17 protein-coding genes are annotated in these 18,464 nt (G+C 74.3%); 9 read left to right on the top strand and 8 right to left on the bottom strand.

Annotated features, from left to right (window positions below; genetic code table 11):
• Positions 1 to 40 precede the first annotated feature (40 nt).
• The 4 genes from HUT16_RS28135 (at position 41) to HUT16_RS28120 (ending at position 3,072) form a co-directional block, all read left to right on the top strand.
• Positions 41 to 367: a DUF1330 domain-containing protein gene (locus HUT16_RS28135; protein ID WP_176190843.1), complete on the top strand. Its 327-nt coding sequence runs from the start codon at positions 41 to 43 to the stop codon at positions 365 to 367.
• Positions 368 to 683: 316 nt separating this feature from the next.
• Entirely contained in the window at positions 684 to 1,925 is a 1,242-nt protein-coding gene (locus tag HUT16_RS28130; RefSeq protein WP_217712101.1) for a sensor histidine kinase, read from the top strand.
• The gene (locus HUT16_RS28125) at positions 1,910 to 2,578 is read left to right on the top strand and encodes a response regulator transcription factor (protein WP_176190841.1); all 669 of its coding nucleotides are present in this window, start codon (positions 1,910 to 1,912) and stop codon (positions 2,576 to 2,578) included. Before HUT16_RS28130 ends, HUT16_RS28125 begins: the two co-directional genes overlap by 16 nt.
• Positions 2,579 to 2,790: 212 nt before the next feature.
• On the top strand, positions 2,791 to 3,072 hold the full coding sequence (locus HUT16_RS28120) for a DUF6269 family protein (RefSeq protein WP_176190840.1): 282 nt from the start codon (positions 2,791 to 2,793) through the stop codon (positions 3,070 to 3,072).
• A gap of 17 nt (positions 3,073 to 3,089) precedes the next feature.
• On the opposite strand, the gene HUT16_RS28115 is transcribed toward HUT16_RS28120, so the two are convergent.
• Both HUT16_RS28115 and HUT16_RS28110 read right to left on the bottom strand, forming a co-directional pair.
• Complete coding sequence (locus HUT16_RS28115) at positions 3,090 to 3,863, bottom strand: LuxR family transcriptional regulator (protein ID WP_176190839.1); 774 nt, start codon at positions 3,861 to 3,863, stop codon at positions 3,090 to 3,092.
• Between the two features lie 95 nt (positions 3,864 to 3,958).
• Complete coding sequence (locus tag HUT16_RS28110; protein WP_254898020.1) at positions 3,959 to 4,660, bottom strand: helix-turn-helix transcriptional regulator; 702 nt, start codon at positions 4,658 to 4,660, stop codon at positions 3,959 to 3,961.
• A 707-nt stretch (positions 4,661 to 5,367) separates the two neighbouring features.
• On the opposite strand from HUT16_RS28110, the gene HUT16_RS28105 reads away from it, so the two are divergent.
• The 4 genes from HUT16_RS28105 (at position 5,368) to HUT16_RS28090 (ending at position 9,800) form a co-directional block, all read left to right on the top strand.
• Positions 5,368 to 8,127, top strand: a complete 2,760-nt coding sequence (locus HUT16_RS28105) for a non-ribosomal peptide synthetase (RefSeq protein ID WP_217712100.1) — start codon at positions 5,368 to 5,370, stop codon at positions 8,125 to 8,127.
• Complete coding sequence (locus HUT16_RS28100) at positions 8,124 to 9,119, top strand: NAD(P)-dependent oxidoreductase (RefSeq protein ID WP_176190836.1); 996 nt, start codon at positions 8,124 to 8,126, stop codon at positions 9,117 to 9,119. The genes HUT16_RS28105 and HUT16_RS28100 overlap by 4 nt, the downstream gene beginning before the upstream one ends.
• Positions 9,120 to 9,132: 13 nt before the next feature.
• Positions 9,133 to 9,561 (top strand): nuclear transport factor 2 family protein, encoded by a 429-nt coding sequence (locus tag HUT16_RS28095; protein WP_176190835.1) that lies wholly within the window; start codon positions 9,133 to 9,135, stop codon positions 9,559 to 9,561.
• Positions 9,562 to 9,650: 89 nt separating this feature from the next.
• Positions 9,651 to 9,800 (top strand): hypothetical protein, encoded by a 150-nt coding sequence (locus HUT16_RS28090; RefSeq protein ID WP_176190834.1) that lies wholly within the window; start codon positions 9,651 to 9,653, stop codon positions 9,798 to 9,800.
• A 35-nt stretch (positions 9,801 to 9,835) separates the two neighbouring features.
• Here the strand turns inward: HUT16_RS28090 and HUT16_RS28085 are convergent, their stop codons facing one another.
• From HUT16_RS28085 to HUT16_RS28075, 3 genes are all read right to left on the bottom strand, one after another.
• Positions 9,836 to 11,764: an AfsR/SARP family transcriptional regulator gene (locus HUT16_RS28085; RefSeq protein ID WP_254898019.1), complete on the bottom strand. Its 1,929-nt coding sequence runs from the start codon at positions 11,762 to 11,764 to the stop codon at positions 9,836 to 9,838.
• A 92-nt stretch (positions 11,765 to 11,856) separates the two neighbouring features.
• Positions 11,857 to 12,063 carry an acyl-CoA carboxylase epsilon subunit gene (locus HUT16_RS39870; RefSeq protein WP_368662746.1) on the bottom strand — a complete coding sequence of 69 codons (207 nt, stop codon included), beginning with the start codon at positions 12,061 to 12,063 and terminating at the stop codon, positions 11,857 to 11,859.
• A gap of 23 nt (positions 12,064 to 12,086) precedes the next feature.
• Positions 12,087 to 13,628 (bottom strand): acyl-CoA carboxylase subunit beta, encoded by a 1,542-nt coding sequence (locus tag HUT16_RS28075; RefSeq protein ID WP_176192905.1) that lies wholly within the window; start codon positions 13,626 to 13,628, stop codon positions 12,087 to 12,089.
• A gap of 318 nt (positions 13,629 to 13,946) precedes the next feature.
• On the opposite strand from HUT16_RS28075, the gene HUT16_RS28070 reads away from it, so the two are divergent.
• A complete protein-coding gene (locus tag HUT16_RS28070; protein ID WP_176190832.1) occupies positions 13,947 to 16,100 on the top strand; it encodes an MMPL family transporter in 2,154 nt (717 codons plus the stop codon).
• Between the two features lie 100 nt (positions 16,101 to 16,200).
• On the opposite strand, the gene HUT16_RS28065 is transcribed toward HUT16_RS28070, so the two are convergent.
• The 3 genes from HUT16_RS28065 to HUT16_RS28055 form a co-directional block, all read right to left on the bottom strand.
• Positions 16,201 to 17,244 carry a polyprenyl synthetase family protein gene (locus HUT16_RS28065; RefSeq protein WP_176190831.1) on the bottom strand — a complete coding sequence of 348 codons (1,044 nt, stop codon included), beginning with the start codon at positions 17,242 to 17,244 and terminating at the stop codon, positions 16,201 to 16,203.
• A gap of 200 nt (positions 17,245 to 17,444) precedes the next feature.
• Positions 17,445 to 17,657 (bottom strand): MbtH family protein, encoded by a 213-nt coding sequence (locus tag HUT16_RS28060; RefSeq protein ID WP_176190830.1) that lies wholly within the window; start codon positions 17,655 to 17,657, stop codon positions 17,445 to 17,447.
• 62 nt (positions 17,658 to 17,719) lie between these two features.
• Complete coding sequence (locus tag HUT16_RS28055) at positions 17,720 to 18,361, bottom strand: 2-hydroxychromene-2-carboxylate isomerase (RefSeq protein ID WP_176190829.1); 642 nt, start codon at positions 18,359 to 18,361, stop codon at positions 17,720 to 17,722.
• Positions 18,362 to 18,464: the final 103 nt, after the last annotated feature.

Genomic DNA, 18,464 nt, shown 5'->3' with positions numbered 1-18,464 from the left:
CCTTCCCGACACCCCTCCCGACACACCCCAGGAGCGCCGCATGACCGCCTACGCGCTGGCCCAGATCCACTCGGTCGAGTTCGGCCCCGACATCGTCGAGTACCTGGAGCGGATCGACGCCACCCTCGACCCCTTCGGCGGCCGGTTCATCGTCCACGGCGGCAGGTCCGAGACCGTGGAGGGGAGTTGGGGGCAGGGCGGCACGATCGTCATCGAGTTCCCCGACCACGAGCGGGCCCGCGCCTGGTGGGACTCCCCCGCCTACCGGGAGATCCTGCCGCTGCGCACCCGGCACATGACCGCCGACATCGTCCTCGTCGAGGGCGTGCCGTCCGGCTACCGCGGCGCGGACTCGCTCGGCCACTGACCGGCCCCGCGCACTGACCGGCCCCGCGCGGGATGCGGCCGGGGCTGCCCGTACGCGGAGGTGGGGCCAGGCCCACCTCCGCGTACGGGCAGCCCCATGTCCGGGACGGGCGGGCGGTCCGTAGCCTCGGGAGCGCGCCGTTCGGGCCCTTCCGACCGGCGGCATCGGTGACCGCGGCGAAAGGAGCCCTCCGATGGGCGGGGCGGACAGGGCGGACAGGGTGGGCAGGGCGGACCGGACGGGCCGGGCGCCGGGGGGCGGGCCCGCGGAGTGGGCGGCCGCGGTCGGGACCGGGGCGTGGCGCTCCGCCGTACTGGTGGGGCTGACCTGCCCGTTCGCGCTGGTGGCGGTGCCGGTGGGGTGGGCGGGGTCGGCGCTGGCGTACTCGTGGTCGGCGGGGACGACGGCGGCGTGGCCGCTGCGGGCGCTGGCGGTGTTCGGGGAGACGCTGCTGGTGGCGGTGTGGGTGGCGGTCGCGGTGTGGACGGTGCACCCGTTCACCAGCCGGGCGCTGGCGGGGGCGGCCCGGCGGTGCGCGGGGCGCTGGCTGGGGCTGGAGTCGGCAGTGGTGTACCGGGAGCCGAAGCCGGTGACCAGGATGGCGACCGGCTTCTGGTGGGACGGGCAGGAGTACCACCGCTCGGAGCGGGAGGCCCGGCGCCGGGCCCGGGTGCACGCCAGGTTCCACGACCCGCAGCTGCACTGGGACGGGGTGTGGGTGCTGGCGGCGTCGGTCACCGTGCTGCCGGTCGCGGCGCTGCCGCTGCTGGCGCTGGTGCTCGGCGCGCTGCTGGCGGCGGACCGGCCGGTGTCCGGGGCGGTGCTGTGCGCGGCGGGGCTGGCGGCGGCGCCGTTCGCCTGGCGGGTGCTCGGGCCGGTCGGACGGTGGCTGCTGGGGCCGGTGACGTCGACCCGGCTGGGCTGGCGGGTGGCCGAACTGGAGGAGATCCGGGCGGACTTGACGCAGACCCAGGCCGCCGAGCTGGAGCGGATCGAGCGCGGCCTGCACGACGGCGCGCAGGCCCGGCTGGTGGCGCTGGGCATGTCGATGGGCGCCGCCGAGCACCTGGTGGACAGCAACCCGGAGGCGGCCAAGCGGCTGCTCGCCGAGGCCCGGGCCAACTCCGCCGGGGCGCTGGCCGAACTGCGGGCGCTGGTGCGCGGCATCAACCCGCCGGTGCTGGTCGAACGCGGCCTGGTCGACGCCGTCCGGGCGCTGGCGCTGGACGCGGTGGTCGAGGTCGACGTGGTCAGCCGGGTGCCGGCCCGGCCCGAGCGGCCGGTCGAGGCGGCGCTGTACTTCTCGGTCGCCGAGTTGCTCACCAACGCCGTGAAGCACGCGCACGCCGACCGGGTGGGCGTCGAACTGTCGTACGCCGGACGGACGCTCACTGCTAGCGTGAGCGACGACGGGATCGGCGGGGCCACCGCGGCTCCCGGCTCCGGACTGGACGGCGTGCGGCGCCGGATGGCGGCCTTCGGCGGACGTCTGGAGATCGACAGCCCCACCGGGGGACCGACTCGCGTCACTGTGGCGGTACCGTGCGAATTGTCGTAGCCGAGGACCTCTTCCTGCTCCGGGACGGGATGGTGCGCCTGGTCGAGGCGTACGGCCACCAGGTGGTGGCGGCCGTGGACAACGGGCCGGCCGCGCTGGAGGCGCTGCTCGCCCACCGGCCGGACGTGTCGATCGTCGACGTCCGGCTGCCGCCGGCCTTCTCCGACGAGGGCCTGCAGGCCGCGCTGACCGCCCGCCGGGCGGTGCCCGGGCTGCCGGTGCTGATCCTGTCGCAGCACGTGGAGCAGCTGTACGCGCGCGAGCTGCTCGCGGACGGGCACGGCGGCATCGGCTACCAGCTCAAGGACCGGGTGCTGGACGCCGGGCAGTTCATGGACGCGGTCCACCGGGTCGCCGACGGCGGGACGGCGCTGGACCCGACGGTGGTCGCCAAGCTGCTGGGCCGGCCGCTGCGCGCGGACCCGCTGGCGGCGCTGACCGAGCGGGAGCGCTCGGTGCTGGCGCTGATGGCCGAGGGACTGTCCAACGCGGCGATCGCGGGCCGGCTGTTCCTCTCCGAGGGGTCGGTCAGCAAGTACACGACCGCGATCTTCGCCAAGCTCGGCCTCGCCGACGACCAGGACACCAACCGCCGGGTGCGGGCCGTGCTGGCGTACCTGGCGGTGGAGCGGGGCGCCGACCCGGCGCCCTGACCGCGGGCGGGGGCGCGCCCGTTCACGGTGCGCACCGGAACGAAGTCCGCGGGAACGGGATTCGGGATTGAATCCGTCCTGCTTCTGGGAGAACAATGTGCGGTGTCCCGACGTCTCGATACAGAACGGCTCCAGGCGACGCATAGGGCGGACGTCGACAATGATCCGGATGGGGGTCTTACCAGGGACGGGCGCCGCTACCAGGAGATTCCATGAACCAAGACGAGCGCGACCCCGCTCGGGTCCACCACCCGCTGTGCGTCCTGCGCCAGATCGAGCAGGCGCACGAGGATCAGGAGACCGCCCAACTGCGGGCCAGTGAGCTGCCGTGGGGCGAGGTGCTGGCCGCGTACATCGACGCGCTGACCGAGCTGATCACCCTGCACGCCGAAGCGGAGCAGCCCGACGCGGAGCAACCCTTGGGGCAGTCCGAGACGGGGCGACCCGACCCGGAGCGGCCCGACGCCGGCCCGGCCGGGGGCGGCCTCGGGTGAGGACGCCCCCGGCCGGGTCAGCCGGAGCCCGGAGCGGCACCGGAACCGGAGCCGGGGCGGGTCAGCGGCAGCAGGCCCAGCTCGGCCGCCCGGACTCCGGCCTGGAAGCGGGAGTTGGCGCCCAGCAGGGTCATGATCTCGGCGACGTAGCGCCGGTAGGTGCGCACCGAGATGGCGAGGTCGCGGGCGGCGACCTCGTCGGTGACGCCGGCGCGCAGCGCGGCGAGGATCTGGCGGGCGAAGGCCGCCCGCGCGCGGTCCCCGAAGACGATGCGGTCGGCGGCGGGCAGGGCGCCCCGCCAGACGTTGTCGAAGAGGATCTGCAGGGTGTGGATCACCTCGGGCACCCAGATCACCGCGGCGCGCCGGTTGGCGGCCACGCCGGTGACCACCAGGGCCGACTCCCGGTCGACCAGGATCGCCTGGAGCGGGGGGACCCGGGCCACCCGGATGTCCACCGGGTCCGGCAGGTCGACCTGTTCGCTGACGAAGCCCTCGTCGATGAGCTCGGGCGAGCAGAGCAGCCGGACCTGGACCGACGGGTCCGTCCGGCCCAGCAGGCCCCGTTCGGCGCGCTCGGCCCGGTCCTCCTCCTGGAGGCGCCGGGCGTGCACGATGTCGATGCTCCGGCGGGCGCCGGCGATCATCCGCTCCGCCGTGTCGAGGACCCTCCGGTAGGGGCCGGTGAGCGTGGTGACGAGCCGGTCGGCCGAGTAGCGGTCGCGGTTGATCGCGACCGTCGACTCGATCAGGGCGCTCACCCCGAGCAGGGCCTCCTCCAGCTCGTCCATGGCCCGGTCGGGTGCCGTGTCCCGGTGCTCCGCGCCGTACCCGTCCGAGGACGGGTACGGCCCCGGTGGACGGTCGCCCCCCGGGCCGTCTCCCTTCACGCCGACCTGGGCATGAGGCCCAGCTCGACCGCCCTGAACCCGGCCTGGAAGCGCGAGTTGGCGCCGAGTTCGCGCATGATCTCCGCCACGTGGCGGCGGTAGGTGCGCAGCGAGACGCCCAGCTGCTGGGCGGCGGACTCGTCGGTGCGGCCGTCGCTGAGCATCTCCAGCACGCGCCGGGCCTGGTCGTGGTCGAGGCGCGGGCGGAAGTCCAGGTGGCGCGCCAGCGGGCGGGCCCGGGACCAGGCTCCGGCGAAGAGCAGGTCGAGGGCGCGCACCACGGCGGTGTCGTGGACGGCCACGGCGGCCCCGTCGGCGTGGCCGGCCGCGGAGCGGACCAGGGCGCCGCGCCCGTCGACGACCATCACCTCGCGCAGGTCGGTCTCGGTCACCCGCACCTCGGTCTGCGGCAGGTACGGATTGGTCAGCAGTTCGACGGCGTCCCGGGTGGCCGCGCCGACGCAGAGCACGCGCAGCACCGGAGCGGGCGAGCCGGGGACGCGTTGCGGGCGGGCGGCGAGGATCCGCCGGGCCTCGGCGGCGAACTTGCCGTCCGCGACCAGGGCCAGGCTCACCGAGCGGCGGGCTCCGGCGATCAGCTGTTCCATCGTGTCGCCGACCGCCCCGGCGTCGGTGCGCGACACCGGGGCCGGCCCGTCGCTGCGCCGGCGGTGCATCGAGACGGTGGATTCGATCAAGGCTCTGGCTTGGAGCAGAGTCTCTTCCACACGCTCCGCGTGCACTTTCGAAAGATCGCCTTCCGATTTCGTCAAGTTCCCAAAAAGCATGATGTCCTGCCCCCGTTGATCCATCCCGCGCTTATCCGTTTGTGCACGTTCCGGAACGACCGGAAGCCCCTGCCGTCCGGGGCGAAAACCCCTTCGATGGGAGGCGCACAAATGGAACAGAGATCACTCACACCCTAGTTCGACGGCCGGTCCCGGTCAACGAAACTCCTTTCGCCCCGCTCATCCTGCCCGCCGCCACCGACAGCCCGGCCGCCGGGTGCCACCGGCGCGGCACCGACCCCGGCGAACCGGCGGACGCTCCGTCAGATCGCGTGCCGCACGGCCCATATAACAGAACATCAGCTCGATGGAGGGCCCGACACCATCGCGACAGCAAGATGCCGAGCAGCCGCCCAAGCAGTGCCCCCGCCCTCCGCTTCCGGCACCCTGCGCCGCACTGCCGTGACCAGCCGTAACGGACGCGCGTCTTCTTCAGGCCACCGGCTGTCCCACCAGGTGGGCCGCACCTACCGTTTCACCACAGCAGCCCCGGTGGTCACCGAGGGCCCCACAGCTTCCCCGGCCCGATGGTTCACCTCCTCCCCCGCCCGTTCGGACGAGGGCCTCCTTCCCCACCCGCCAGCCGGGTACCACGAGAGCCACGCGATGGAGCAACCATGACGAACCCCCCGCGCACCAGCGTCGACCTGCTGCTCGGAGCCGCCGAGCAGCAGCCGGAGAACGGCATCCGCTACTGCTCCGGCGGCGCGGGCTCCGATCACCGGGAGCAGAGCCACGTCCAACTCCTGTACGAGGCACGCCGGCTGCTGGCCGGGCTGCGGGCCCGCGGGCTGCGGCCGCAGGACAAGGTGGTTCTGCTGCTGGAGGACCAGGCGCAGTTCCTGACCGCGTTCTGGGCCGCGCAGCTCGGCGGTTTCGTCCCGTGCCCGATGACGCCGGTGCGCACCGACCGGGAGCGCTGGGCGGCGCAACTCGCCCACGTCCGGGACCTGCTGGACGGGCCGCTGGTGGTCACCGACGGGGAACTGGCCCGGGAGCTGCCCGAGGTGCCGGGCCTGGTGGTGGCCACCGTCGACGGACTGCTGCCGACCGGCGGCGACCCCGCCGCGGAGCCGGTGCACCGGGCCGCGCCGGAGGACGACGCCGTACTGGTGCTGACCTCGGGGTCGACCGGCCTGCCCAAGGCGGTCAGGCTCAGCCACGCCAACCTGCTGGCGTCGATGGCCGGGAAGAACGGCTACCACCGGCTCACCCCCGCCGACACCTCGATGAACTGGGTGTCCTTCGACCACGTCGCCGCGCTGCTGGAGTGCCACCTGCTGCCGCTGTGGGCGGGCTGCCGCCAGGTGCACGTGCAGCCGGGGACGGTGCTCGGGGAGCCGCTGGAGTTCCTCCGGCTGGCCTCCGAGCACGGCGTGACGATGACCTTCACCCCCAACTTCCTGCTCGGCCTGCTGGTCTCGGCCGCCGAGCGGCTCCCGGCGGTCGACCTGGCGGGGCTGGACCTGTCCCGGCTGCGGCACATCGTCAGCGGCGGCGAGGCCGTGGTCCGCGCGACCGGCCGGGCCTTCCTGGCGCACTACGCCCCGTACGGCCTGGACCCGGCGGCGCTGTGGCCGGCCTTCGGGATGACCGAGACCTGCGCGGGCAGCGTCTACTCGCTCGCCTTCCCGGAGGGCGACGGGGGCCGGGAGTTCGCCGACCTGGGCACGCCGGTGGCGGGGCTGCGGATCCGGGTCGCCGACCCCGCGGACCGCGCGCTGCCCGAGGGCGAGGTCGGCGAGCTCCAGCTGACCGGCCCGATGATCACCTCCGGGTACCACAACGACGCGGCGGCGACCGCGGCGGCGTTCACCGCCGACGGCTGGTTCCGCAGCGGCGACCTGGGCCGGATCGACGGGGGGCGGCTCACCCTGGTCGGGCGCAGCAAGGACAGCGTGATCGTCAACGGGGTCAACTACTTCAGCCACGAGCTGGAGAGCGTGCTGGAGCGCCTGGACGGGGTCAGCCCCTCGTACGTCGCCGCGTTCCCGGTCCGCCCGGGCGGCGACACCGAGCAGCTGGTGGTGGCCTTCCACTGCCCGCTGCCCGAGGAGGACGCCGCGGGGCGCTACCGGGCGATGGTGGCGGTCCGCAGCAGCACCGTGATGACCTGGGGGTTCCGGCCGGCCCTGGTGCTGCCGCTGCCGCTGGAGGCCTTCCCGAAGACCAGCCTGGGCAAGATCCAGCGCTCGCTGATGCGCCGGCGCCTGGAGTCCGGCGGGTACGAGCGGGAGCTGCGCGCGGCCGAGGAGCTGACCGAACTCCACCTCGGCGGGCACAGCGCCCCGCAGGGGGAGGTGGAGACGGCGCTGGCGGAGATCTACGCCGAGCTGTTCGACACCGCGCCGGAGCGGATCAGCGCCACCGCGAGCTTCTTCGACCTGGGCGGCACCTCGCTGGACATCCTGCGGCTGCGCGGCCGGATCACGGCCCGCCTCGGCGTCGCGGACCTGCCGGTGATCACCCTGCTGAACGCGCCGACCGTGCGCTCGCTGGCGAGCCGTCTCACCCAGCCGCGGGGGCTGGGTGAGACGGCGTACGACCCGGTGGTGCCGATGCAGACCGGTGGCGACCGCACGCCGCTGTTCTGCGTCCACCCGGGGGTCGGCGAGGTGCTGGTCTTCGTCAACCTGGCCCGGTACTTCGTCGGGGAGCGGCCGTTCCACGCGCTGCGGGCCCGCGGCTTCAACGAGGGCGAGAAGCCGTTCCGGACCTTCGAAGAAATGGTCGACAGCTACGTGGCGGCGATCCGGGCCCGGCAGCCGCACGGCCCGTACGCCCTCGCCGGGTACTCCTTCGGCGCCGCGGTGGCCTTCGAGATCGCCAAGCAGCTGGAGCGGGCGGGCGAGCGGGTCGGCTTCCTGGGCAGCTTCAACCTGCCGCCGCACATCAAGTACCGGATGGACGAGCTGGACTTCGTCGAGACCGCCGTCAACCTGGCCTTCTTCCTGGCGCTGGTCGACAAGCGGCAGGCCGGGGAGCTGCCCGGGCAGCTGCGCGGCCTGCCGCAGGACGAGCAGATCGACCGGCTGCTGGCCCTCGCGCCGCCCGCCCGGATCGCCGAACTCGACCTGGACCGGGAGCGGTTCGCCAACTGGGCCGACCTCGCCGACCGGCTCACCGACCTGGGCCGCTCGTACCGGCCGGAGGGCACGGTCCGCGCGATGACGGTCTTCCACGCCGAGCCGCTGCGCGGCACCAGGGCCGACTGGCTGGAGAAGGAGCTGCGCCGCTGGGACGACTTCACCGAGGAGGACACCCGGTACGTGGCGGTGCCGGGCGAGCACTACACCCTGATGGGCCCGCAGCACGTGGCGGCCTTCCAGGCGATCCTGCGCGAGGAACTGGACCGGGCGATGGGGGCGGACGCGTGAGGGGCAAGAAGATCCTGGTGACCGGCGGCACCGGGCAGGTCGCCCGGCCGGTGGCGGAGGCGCTGGCCGAGCACAACGAGGTGTGGTGCCTGGGCCGCTTCGGCACCCCCGGCGTCGAGGAGCAGCTGCGCGCCCGGGGCGTCACCACCTGGCGGTGGGACATGGAGGACGACTCGGACGGCGCCTACGCGGGCCTGCCGGAAGACTTCACCCACGTCGTCCACTCGGCGGTGCGGCGCGGCGACGACGGCGACTTCAACCGGACGGTGCACGTCAACACCACCGCCACCGGCCGGCTGATGGCGCACTGCCGCTCCGCCGAGTCCTTCCTGTACGTGTCGACCGGCGCGCTGTACGCCCGGCAGACCCTCGACCACGCCTACACCGAGGACGACCCGGTGGACGGCGTCGCGGACTGGCTGCCCGCCTACCCGGTCGGCAAGATCGCCACCGAGGGCGCGGTCCGCGCGCTGGCCCGGGTGCTCGGGCTGCCCACCACCATCGCCCGGCTCAACATCGCCTACGGGCCCGGGGGTTACGGCGGCGTGCCGATGCTGTACTTCCGGCGGATGCTGGCCGGGCAGCCGGTGCCCGTCCCGCTGGAGGGCCAGAACTGGTGCTCCCCGATCCACACCGACGACATCGTCCGGCAGGTGCCGGCGCTGTGGGAGGCCGCCTCGGTGCCCGCGACCCTGGTCAACTGGGGCGGGGACGAGGCGGTCGGGATCACCGACTGCCTGCGGCACCTGGAGGAGCTGACCGGGGTGCCCGCGCTGCTGGAGCCCAGTGCGGTCACCCGGGAGACCTACCGGTTCGACCCGGCGCTGCGCCGCCGTCTGACCGGCCCGTGCCTGGTCGACTGGCGCGAGGGCATCCGCCGGACGCTGGAGGCGCTGCACCCCGACCACCTGCGGCCCGAGCACCTGACGCCCGCGCCCGCCGCCGCGCCCGCGCCCGCCGGGGCCGCCCGCCTCGACCCCGTCCCCCGCTGAGGAGCCCGTCCCCATGCCCGTTCCCACACCCGTCCCCGCGCCCGTCGCGCACGACAACCTCGCGGCCGTCCGCGCCGCCTACCGCGCCTTCCACGACCGGGACGTGGCCGCGCTGCTGGCCACCATGGACCCGGAGATCGAGTGGGTCCACCCCGAGGGCCTGGCCGGGTACGGCCTCGGCGGCACCAAGCACGGCCACCGGGGCGTCCGGGAGTTCCTCGGCCGGGTCCCGTCCGTCCTGGGCGGGATGCGGCTGGAGCCGCGGGAGTTCCTGCACTCCGGGGACCGGGTGGTGGTGTTCGGCGTCCGCGACGTCACCTCGCTGGGCGGCCGCACCGAGAACCTGTCCTTCGTGCACTCCTGGACCTTCCGGGACGGGCTGGCCGTCCGGATGGAGGACGTGTTCGACACCGTCGCGTTCGCCCGGCTGATCGACGGCTGACCCACCGCCGGGCGGTCCCGGCACCGCCGAGGACCGAAGACCCCGCCAGCGAGACCCCGTAGAGAGACCCGCAGAGAACCGGAGGAACCATGGAGACCACCACCGACCCCGCCGCCGTCCAGGACGGCCCGGAGCACCTCGACCTCGAACTGCTCCTCGCCGACCCGGAACTGCTGGCCGCGACCGCGCCGATGCCCGCCCGCAGCCTGGACTTCGGCCACGCCGGCGGCTGCGGCTGACCCTGCCGCGACCCCGCCCGGGGGCAGCCGTCCGCTCAGGCCGCGAGCGCGGCGGCCGGCTGCTCCCGGACCACCAGGCGGACCAGCGACGCCATCCGGTAGCGCAGTTCGGCCGGGCCCGGGTCGACGGTCAGCAGCCGGGCCGCGGTGAGCAGCTCCAGCGCCTCCTCGGCCTCCCGCTCGCAGCAGCGCAGCACCCCGGCGGCCTCCGCCGGGGTGACGCTGTCGGCGCCGGACCTCGCCAGTGCCCCCAGGGCGGTGCGGACGGCCGGTCGGAGCCCCGGCAGGTCCTCCGCCAGGGTGGCCCGGACGTCCAGTTCGCCCAGGCGCAGTTCGTCCAGCCGGCGTTCGTCGGGGGCGAGCCGGTCGGCCAGCCGGGCGGCCGTCCAGTGCGGCTGGGCGGCCAGCCGGGACGCGCAGATCCGCAGGGCGAGCGGCAGCCGGTCGCAGAACTCGACGATCCGGGCGGTGGCTTCCGGGTCGGCGCCGGCCCGTTCCCGTCCGGCCGCGACGAGCAGCCGGTACGCCTCGGGGAACTCCAGCGGGCCGACCTGGAGGCGCTGCGCCCCCTCGATGGTGGGCAGGGCGCAGCGGCTGGTGACGATGGTGCGGCCGCAGGCGTCGGGGGTGAGCAGCGGGCGGACGGAGCGTTCGTCGCGGGCGTTGTCCAGCACCACCAGGATCTTCCGCCCGGCCAGCCTGCTGCGGTAGAGGAGGATCAACTCATCGGTGCCGGAAGGGAGTTCGCGCCCGTCCGCGCCGAGGGCGCGCAGGAAGGAACGGAGCACCCCGGCCGGGCCGCGGGCGGGGCCGCCGGGGCCGCGCAGGTCCGCGTAGAGCACGCCGCCGGGGAAGGCGGACCGGGCCAGGTGCGCGGCCTGGACGGCGAGCGCGGACTTCCCGCACCCGGCGCCGCCGGTGAGCACGACCGGACCGGCGGGGCCGACGGGCCGTCCGGACCGGGCCCGGCGGCCCGGTGGCCCGCCGACCACGGCGGCCCGCAGCGCGGCCAGGTGGCCCCGGCGTCCGGTGAAGTCGGCGGCGGCGGGCGGCAGCATCGCCGGGACGAGCCCGTCCCACGCGCCGGGCCCGGGCACCGGCCCGGGCGGGGCGGGCGGGGCGGAGGGGGCGGACAGCCGGACGGCGGGCCGTTCGGCGGCGGCCGGGCCGGACAGGGTGTTGGTGAGGATCCGGCCGTGCAGTTCCTGCAGGGTCGGGCCCGGGAAGACGCCCAGCTCCTCGGCGAGCAGCCGCCGCCCCCGGTCGTAGACCTCCAGAGCGTCGCCCTGCCGGTCGCAGCGGTACAGGGCGGCCATCAGCTGTCCGCGCAGGCCCTCCCGGGTGGGGTGCTCGGCGACCAGGCCGCGCAGTTCGGCGACGACGCGCCGGTGGCCGCCGAGGGCGAGGTCGGCCTCGATCCGGTCCTCCAGGGCGGCGAGGCGGTCCTCCTCCAGCGCGGGCAGTTCCTTCGCCGCGAGCTGGGCGGTGGCCCCGGTGAGCGGGGTGCCGCGCCAGTGCGCGAGCGCGCCGGAGAGCAGTCGGGCGGCGCGGGCGTACTCTCCGGCCGCCAGGGCCCGGCGGCCGAGTTCGGCGCCCTCGCGGAACTGGTACAGGTCGACCCGGCACTGGCCGATGTCCAGCCGGTAGCCGGGGGCGCGCCGGGCCAGTTCGACCTGGGGGCCGAGCCGGCAGCGCAACCGCGAGGCGTAGGTGTGCAGTTGGGCGGTCCAACTGGCCGGCGGGTCCCAGCCCCAGATCAGGGCCCGCAGTCTCTCGTCGGGCAGCATCCGGCCGTCGGACAGCAACAGCGCGGCCAGGACGGAGCGCTGTTTCGCGCCGTCCAGTCCGATCTCCCGGCCGCCGGCCACCGCCTCGACCGGTCCGAGCAGCCGGAACTCCAGGTCGGGTGCGGTCTGCCGGGTGTTCGGCCGCTCGACGCCCCTCGTTTTCTTGGCGCGCAACATGACACATCCATTCGCGCGGCCGGCACCCTGGTCGCGCGACTGCACCGCACCACCCCCCGGTGCCGGCCATCGGCTCTTCGGTCTCGCTAGGGTCAGATCGTTGGTACCGCCAGGACCCCACCGGGCCAAGCGGGCGGACAGGAAGCTGCCAGCCCCCCGCCCGCCCGCCGCGGCGCGGCCCGCTCCCAACGGGCGGCCCGCACCGGCCGGGCCGCCGCGTCGGCCTCCGGTCTGCGGCGCGCCGTCAGAGCCGCGACGAGCACGGCCAGTTCGGTGTCGTCCGGCCGTCCGCGCACCACCCGCAGCAGCGGGTCCGCCCCGCTCACTGCGGCGGGTTCCCGTGCTTGCGGCTGGGCAGCACCGCGTGCTTGGCGGACAGCACCTCCAGCGCCGCGACCAGCACGGCCCGGGTCTCGGCCGGGTCGATGACGTCGTCGACCAGGCCGCGTTCGGCCGCGTAGTACGGGTGCATCAGCTCGGCGGTGTACTCCTTGACCAGCTGGGCGCGCACCGCGTCCGGGTCGTCGGCGGCGGCGATCTCGCGGCGGAAGATCACGTTGGCGGCGCCTTCGGCGCCCATGACGGCGATCTCGTTGGTGGGCCAGGCGTAGGAGAGGTCGGCGCCGATCGACTGGGAGTCCATCACGATGTAGGCGCCGCCGTAGGCCTTGCGCAGGATCAGCGAGATCCGCGGCACGGTGGCGTTGCAGTAGGCGTAGAGGAGTTTGGCGCCGTGCCGGATGATGCCGCCGTGCTCCTGGTCGACGCCGGGCAGGAAGCCGGGCACGTCGACCAGGGTGACCAGCGGGATGTTGAACGCGTCGCAGAACTGCACGAAGCGGGCGGCCTTCTCGCTCGCGTGGATGTCCAGCACCCCGGCCAGCGACAGCGGCTGACTGGCCACCAGGCCGACCGTCCGGCCGCCGAGCCGGGCCAGCGCGCACAGCACGTTGCCCGCCCAGTGCTCGTGGACTTCGAGGAACTCGCCGTGGTCGACGACCTCCTCGATCACCTTGCGCATGTCGTAGGGGCGGTTGCCGTCGACCGGGACGAGTGTCAGCAGCGGGTCGTTGCGGCGCTCGACGGGGTCGTCGGCGGCGACGACGGGGGGCATCTCGCGGTTGTTCTGCGGGAGGAGGGAGAGCAGGTAGCGCACTTCCTCGATGCAGGAGGGTTCGTCGTCGTAGGCGAAGTGGGAGACGCCGGAGACGGCGGAGTGGACGTCGGCGCCGCCGAGGCCGTTCTGGGTGATCTTCTCGCCGGTGACGGCCTGCACGACGTCGGGGCCGGTGATGAACATCTGCGAGGTCTCGCGGACCATGAACACGAAGTCGGTCAGCGCCGGGCTGTAGGCGGCGCCGCCGGCGCAGGGGCCGAGCATCACGGAGATCTGCGGGATCACCCCGCTCGCGCGGGTGTTGCGCTGGAAGATGCCGCCGTAGCCGGCCAGGGCGGTGACGCCCTCCTGGATGCGGGCGCCGGCGCCGTCGTTCAGCGACACCAGCGGCGCACCCGCCGCGATGGCCATGTCCATGATCTTGTGGATCTTCTGCGCGTGCGCCTCACCCAGCGCACCGCCGAAGATCCGGAAATCGTGCGCATAGGTGAACACCGTGCGCCCGTGCACCGTGCCCCACCCCACGATCACACCGTCGGTGTGCGGCTTCTTCCCCTCCAGACCGAAACCCTGCGCCCGGTGACGCCGCAACGGCTCCACCTCGTGGAACGAACCCTCGTCCAACAGCAGATCGATCCGCTCCCGCGCGGTCAACTTCCCCTTGGCGTGCTGCGCCTCGGTGGCCTTCCGGTCTCCGGCCCGGACATCCGCCAGCAGGCTTCGGAGCTCCTCGGACTGGTCGCGCATGGTGGACCCGGCATCGGACACCGGCCATCCCCCCTCTGAGTGTTCGGCGGTGGGTCCCGACCGTAGGCAGGGCCCGGACCGGCCCGCCACCGTCCGCCCGGGGGCCGACCACAAGCTGAACCGTCCCCGCCCGGGCGGGCGGTGTGATCCGGGCGGGGTGGCCACAAGCTGCCACGGCCCGGGTGGGGAGGGGGGCGACGATGCGATGCTGCATCCTCACCCTCCGCGATCACGGACTTTGATCGTACGCAATCAATCGGTTCGGGTCGCCCACCCGGCACCGATCCGGCGCCGGGGCTTCGAAACGCTAGGAGTGTCATGTTCACACGGATCGGACGGTTCGTCGTCCGCCGGCCCTGGCTGGTCGTCGTGGCCTGGCTGGTGGCGACGGTCGCGCTGACCGCGCTCGCGCCCAAGCTCGAATCGACCACCGACCAGGCCGACTTCCTGCCCTCGCACTACGAGTCGGTCCAGGTCTCCGGCGTCCAGGAGCGGGCCTTCCCCGGGCCCGACCAGCCCGCCGCGATAGCCGTCTTCCAGCGCACCGACGGCGCCGCGCTCACCGACGCCGACAAGGCCGACATCGCGAAGGTCTCCTCCGCCCTGGAGGCCAAGGGCTACGCCCACCTCAAGCAGGTGCGCACCAGCCCCGACGCGGTCTCCCCCGACGGCAAGGTCGGCCTGGCGAACGTCTACGCCGACACCAAGGACGTCTACGACGACCCGGTCACCGACGACGTCAAGCAACTGCGGACGGACGCCGGGCAGCTGCTGAACGGCACCGCCCTCAAGCTCGGCGTCACCGGCCAGGCCGCCACCGCACTGGACACCAAGGACTCCGGCAGCAACACCGACGGCATGATCATGATGGCCACGCTGCTGCTGATCGTCGTCCTGCTCGGCGTCATCTTCCGCAGCCCGCTGATCGCGCTGCTGCCGGTGCTCGTGATCGTGATGGTCTACCTGACCGCGACCGGCCTGATCTCCACCGCCAGCTCCGTCTTCGGCCTGACCGCCGACCCGTCGGTCTCCACCATGCTGATCGTGGTGCTGTTCGGCGTCGGCACCGACTACCTGCTGTTCCTGCTCTTCCGCTACCGCGAGTTCCTGCGGGCGGGGATGGAGCCGCGCCCCGCGATGGCCGAGGCCGTCGCGCGGGTCGGCGAGACCATCGCCTCCGCCGCCGGCGCCGTGGTGGTGGCCTTCCTCGCGCTGACCCTGTCCACCATGGGCATGCTGCGCGCCATGGGCCCCTCGCTGGCCATCGCGGTCGCGGTCAGCCTGGTCGCCGGGGTCACCCTGGTGCCCGCCGTGTTCGCGCTGCTCGGCCGGGCCGCCTTCTGGCCGTCCAAGGCCTGGAAGCGCGAGCCCAAGGGCGCCCTGGCCCAGAAGGTCGGCGGCCTGACGGCCCGTCGCCCCGGGCTGGTGGCGGCGGTCTCCGGCGGTCTGCTGGTGGCGCTCGCCGTCGGCCTGTTCGGCTTCAAGGCCGACTTCGACAGCGGCGGCTCGCTGCCCGACAAGCTGGAGTCCGTGCAGGCGATGAACACCCTCCAGCGCAGCTTCTCGGCCGGGCAGGCGGACCCGACCCTGGTGTTCCTGGAGAACACCTCCGGGGGCCGGCTCTCCGAGCAGCAGCAGTCCGCCTACCGGGACGCGCTGACCCGGATCGAGGGCGTCGCCCAGGTCTCCGCCCCGGACGCGTCGAGCGACGGCACCGTCGCCCGGTACAGCGTCTCGCTCACCTACAAGCCGTCCGAGGAGAAGGCGATCGACCTGGTCGGCGGCGCCCTGCGCACCCAGGCCCACGCCGCCGCCCCCGACGGCAGCCGCGCCCTGGTCGGCGGCACCAGCGCCGTCCTGGCCGACATCCGCACCGCCGTCAACCACGACTACACCGTGGTGTTCCCGGTCGCCGGGATCGCCATCATGCTGATCCTCGGGCTGCTGCTGCGCAGCGCGGTCGCCCCCTGGTTCCTGATGCTCTCGGTCGGCCTCGGCTTCGCCGGCACCCTGGGCGCCACGGTCTGGCTCTTCCAGGGCGTCAAGGGCGCCGACGGCATCCTGTTCACCCTGCCGATCCTGGTCTACCTGTTCGTGGTGGCGATCGGCACCGACTACAACATCCTGATGATCGCCCGGCTGCGCGAGGAGATCCGCGCGGGCAACGACCCGCGGGCGGCGATCAGGCACGCGGTGGCCCAGTCCGCGCCCACCATGGGCGCCGCGGCCGTCATCCTGGCCGGCACCTTCGGCGTCCTGATGCTGGCGGACAACTCGATGCTCCAGCAGATGGGCTTCGCGGTGGCCTCCGGCATCCTGCTCACCGCCTTCGTCATGGCGCTGTTCCTGGTGCCCGCCGTCACCACCCTGCTCGGCCGCCGGGCCTGGTGGCCCGGGCTGAAGGAGCAGCCCGCCGCGGCGGCGGCCGGAGCGCGGCCCGACCTGGTGGACAGCGGCCGCAACGGCGGCTGACCCCGGCAGCGACGGGGCAGTGACGGACGGGGGCCGTCGGGTCGGATCCGACCCGGCGGCCCCCGCGCACGTCCGGACACCCGCCGGGGTGCCCGCCGCCTCAGGACGCGCGGTGCTCGACCACGCCCACCAGCGCGGCCAGCGCGTCCCGGGCCGGCCGGTCGGGCAGGGCGGACAGCGCCTCGCGGGCGTCCGTCGCGTACGAGTGCAGCAGTTCCCGGGCCCGCGCCGCCGCGGTCGAGCCGCGCAGCAGTTCCGCCGCCCGGCGGCGGTCGGCCTCGTCGGTGAGCGGCCCGCCCTCCAGCAGGCCGCGCAGTTCGGCCGCGCGCGGCCCGTCCTCGCTGAGGGCCAGCAGCACCGGCAGGGTGCGCACCCCGACGGCGAGGTCGGTGCCGGGGTCCTTGCCGGACTCCACCGGGTCGGCCTCGAAGTCCAGCAGGTCGTCGGAGAGTTGGAAGACGGTGCCGAGGTGCTCCCCGTACTCGGCCAGCGCCCGGACGGCCGGGGCGGGGGCGCCCGCCACGGTGGCGCCCGTCCGCAGGGCCAGCGAGATGAGCGAGGCCGTCTTGTCGGCGATCACCTCGAAGTGGTGGGTCAGCGGCGACTCGCCCTCCGCCGGGCCGGTCAGCTCCCGCAGCTGGCCGCGCACCAGGCGTTCGGCGGCGGCGCCCTGCAGGCCGGACACCTCCTGGCCGAGCTCCGCGGCGAGCCGGGCGGCCCGGACCAGCAGCCGGTTGCCCAGCGCGACGGCCGTCCGGTTGCCCCAGCGGGCCGGGGCGCTCGGCACGCCGTGCCGGCTGCGGGCGCCGTCCATCACGTCGTCGTGGTGCAGCGAGGCCACGTGCACCAGCTCCACCAGCGCGGCGGCGTCCCGGGCCCGGTCGGCCAGTTCGGCCCGGCCGGCCGGGCCGAACTCGGCCGCGAGCAGCACCAGCAGCGGGCGCAGCCGCTTGCCGCCGGCCTCGATCAGGTAGCGCGACCACTCGGCGATCAGGGCGTCGGGCACGTCCGCCGCGACCTCGCGCAGCCGGGTCTCGGCCTCGGCCAGACCGTGCCGGAGGCGGTCGGCGAACTCCCGGTCGGCCAGGGCCAGCCGGGCCACCAGGGCGGAGTCCGGCCGGGGCCCGGCGGTCAGCGCGGTCATCGTTCCTCCGGGCGGGGTCGTCGGCACGGGCGTTCGGACCCGACCCTAGGTTCGCCGCCGGGGTGCGACCGGCTCCCCGGGCGCAGGCTGTCAGCAAGCTGCCAGCGGGCAGCGGTCCGGCCCCGGTCCGCACGGGGACGGACCGGGGCCGGGCAGGGGGGGGGGGACGGCGGTGACGGCCGCCGCCGGACGGCGGCGGGTCAGGCGCCCATCGCCTCGACGAGGCTCTTGGGGCGCATGTCCGTCCAGTGGGTGTTGACGTACTCCAGGCAGGACTCGCGGCTCTCCTGGCCGTGCACGACGGTCCAGCCCGCCGGGACCTCGGCGAAGGCGGGCCACAGCGAGTGCTGGTTCTCCTCGTTGACGAGGACGTAGTAGGAGGCGCTGTCGTCCTCGAACGGGTTGGTCGCCATGATGGTTCGGACTCCTGTCGGTCGGTTCGGGTGGTGCGGCCGCCGACGTCGGGTGACGTCGGTCAGCGGACGGCCGCGGGGGCGGCCGCCGTACGGTGGCGCACGGCGGAGACGAAGCCGGGCAGCCGGTCGACGCCCCAGAAGCGCTGGAAGCCGTCGATGAAGTACGGGACGCCGAACACCCCGTCCCGGTAGGCGGCGTTGAGCGCCTCCAGGCCCCGGGCGCGGACCTGCGGGTCCTGCCGGGCGCCGGCCAGTGCGGCCGGGTCGAGGCCGAGGTCCGCGCCGATCCGGGCGATCACCTCCGGGGAGGAGATGTCCCGGCCCTCCTCCCAGCGGGCCCGGTAGGCCGCGTCGGCGAACTGCCGGCCGCACCCGCCGTCCCGGGCCACCAGGTAGGCCAGGTGCGAGACCTCCCAGTCGGGCGCCCGGTCCACCGGCCAGACCATCCGCAGCTCGCGCTCGCGGGCCAGCCGGCGCACGTCCTGCAGGACGTAGGCGTACTTCTCCCGGGAGAGCTCCACGTAGGGCAGTTGCACCCCGGAGGACTCCAGGTCGTCGTGGTGGTCGTCGTTCGGCTCCCAGAACGGGATCCACTCGATCGCCTCCGCGACGTCCGGATAGCGTGTGGTCAGGTCCCGGTACGCCATCCAGGAGTACGCGCTGCCGAACGAGAAGTACCAGCGCGGCGGTTTCCTCGCCATCACCGCCTCCAATCTCTTCGGGTTTTCCGGAAGGAAGGGCCGGACGGATTTCTACCGACCCGGAGCGGGCGCGGACAAGACGTTCTGCAACTAACTGTCAGGA

The sequence above is a fragment of the Kitasatospora sp. NA04385 genome, assembly GCF_013364235.1.
In the GTDB taxonomy this organism is placed as follows: domain Bacteria; phylum Actinomycetota; class Actinomycetes; order Streptomycetales; family Streptomycetaceae; genus Kitasatospora.
Note: the sequence above shows the minus strand (reverse complement) of the source record. Positions and strands in the feature narration are given on the sequence as shown.

What these genes read in the sequence shown, in the direction of transcription:
- HUT16_RS28115 (WP_176190839.1), bottom strand. Translation starts at nt 3,863, where the DNA reads ATGGACGAGCTGGAGGAGGCCCTGCTCGGGGTGAGCGCCCTGATCGAG.
- HUT16_RS28090 (WP_176190834.1), top strand. Translation starts at nt 9,651, where the DNA reads ATGGAGACCACCACCGACCCCGCCGCCGTCCAGGACGGCCCGGAGCAC.
- HUT16_RS28105 (WP_217712100.1), top strand. Translation starts at nt 5,368, where the DNA reads ATGACGAACCCCCCGCGCACCAGCGTCGACCTGCTGCTCGGAGCCGCC.
- HUT16_RS28055 (WP_176190829.1), bottom strand. Translation starts at nt 18,361, where the DNA reads ATGGCGAGGAAACCGCCGCGCTGGTACTTCTCGTTCGGCAGCGCGTAC.
- HUT16_RS28085 (WP_254898019.1), bottom strand. Translation starts at nt 11,764, where the DNA reads ATGTTGCGCGCCAAGAAAACGAGGGGCGTCGAGCGGCCGAACACCCGG.
- HUT16_RS28095 (WP_176190835.1), top strand. Translation starts at nt 9,133, where the DNA reads ATGCCCGTTCCCACACCCGTCCCCGCGCCCGTCGCGCACGACAACCTC.
- HUT16_RS28075 (WP_176192905.1), bottom strand. Translation starts at nt 13,628, where the DNA reads ATGCGCGACCAGTCCGAGGAGCTCCGAAGCCTGCTGGCGGATGTCCGG.
- HUT16_RS28065 (WP_176190831.1), bottom strand. Translation starts at nt 17,244, where the DNA reads ATGACCGCGCTGACCGCCGGGCCCCGGCCGGACTCCGCCCTGGTGGCC.
- HUT16_RS28060 (WP_176190830.1), bottom strand. Translation starts at nt 17,657, where the DNA reads ATGGCGACCAACCCGTTCGAGGACGACAGCGCCTCCTACTACGTCCTC.
- HUT16_RS28070 (WP_176190832.1), top strand. Translation starts at nt 13,947, where the DNA reads ATGTTCACACGGATCGGACGGTTCGTCGTCCGCCGGCCCTGGCTGGTC.
- HUT16_RS28120 (WP_176190840.1), top strand. Translation starts at nt 2,791, where the DNA reads ATGAACCAAGACGAGCGCGACCCCGCTCGGGTCCACCACCCGCTGTGC.
- HUT16_RS28135 (WP_176190843.1), top strand. Translation starts at nt 41, where the DNA reads ATGACCGCCTACGCGCTGGCCCAGATCCACTCGGTCGAGTTCGGCCCC.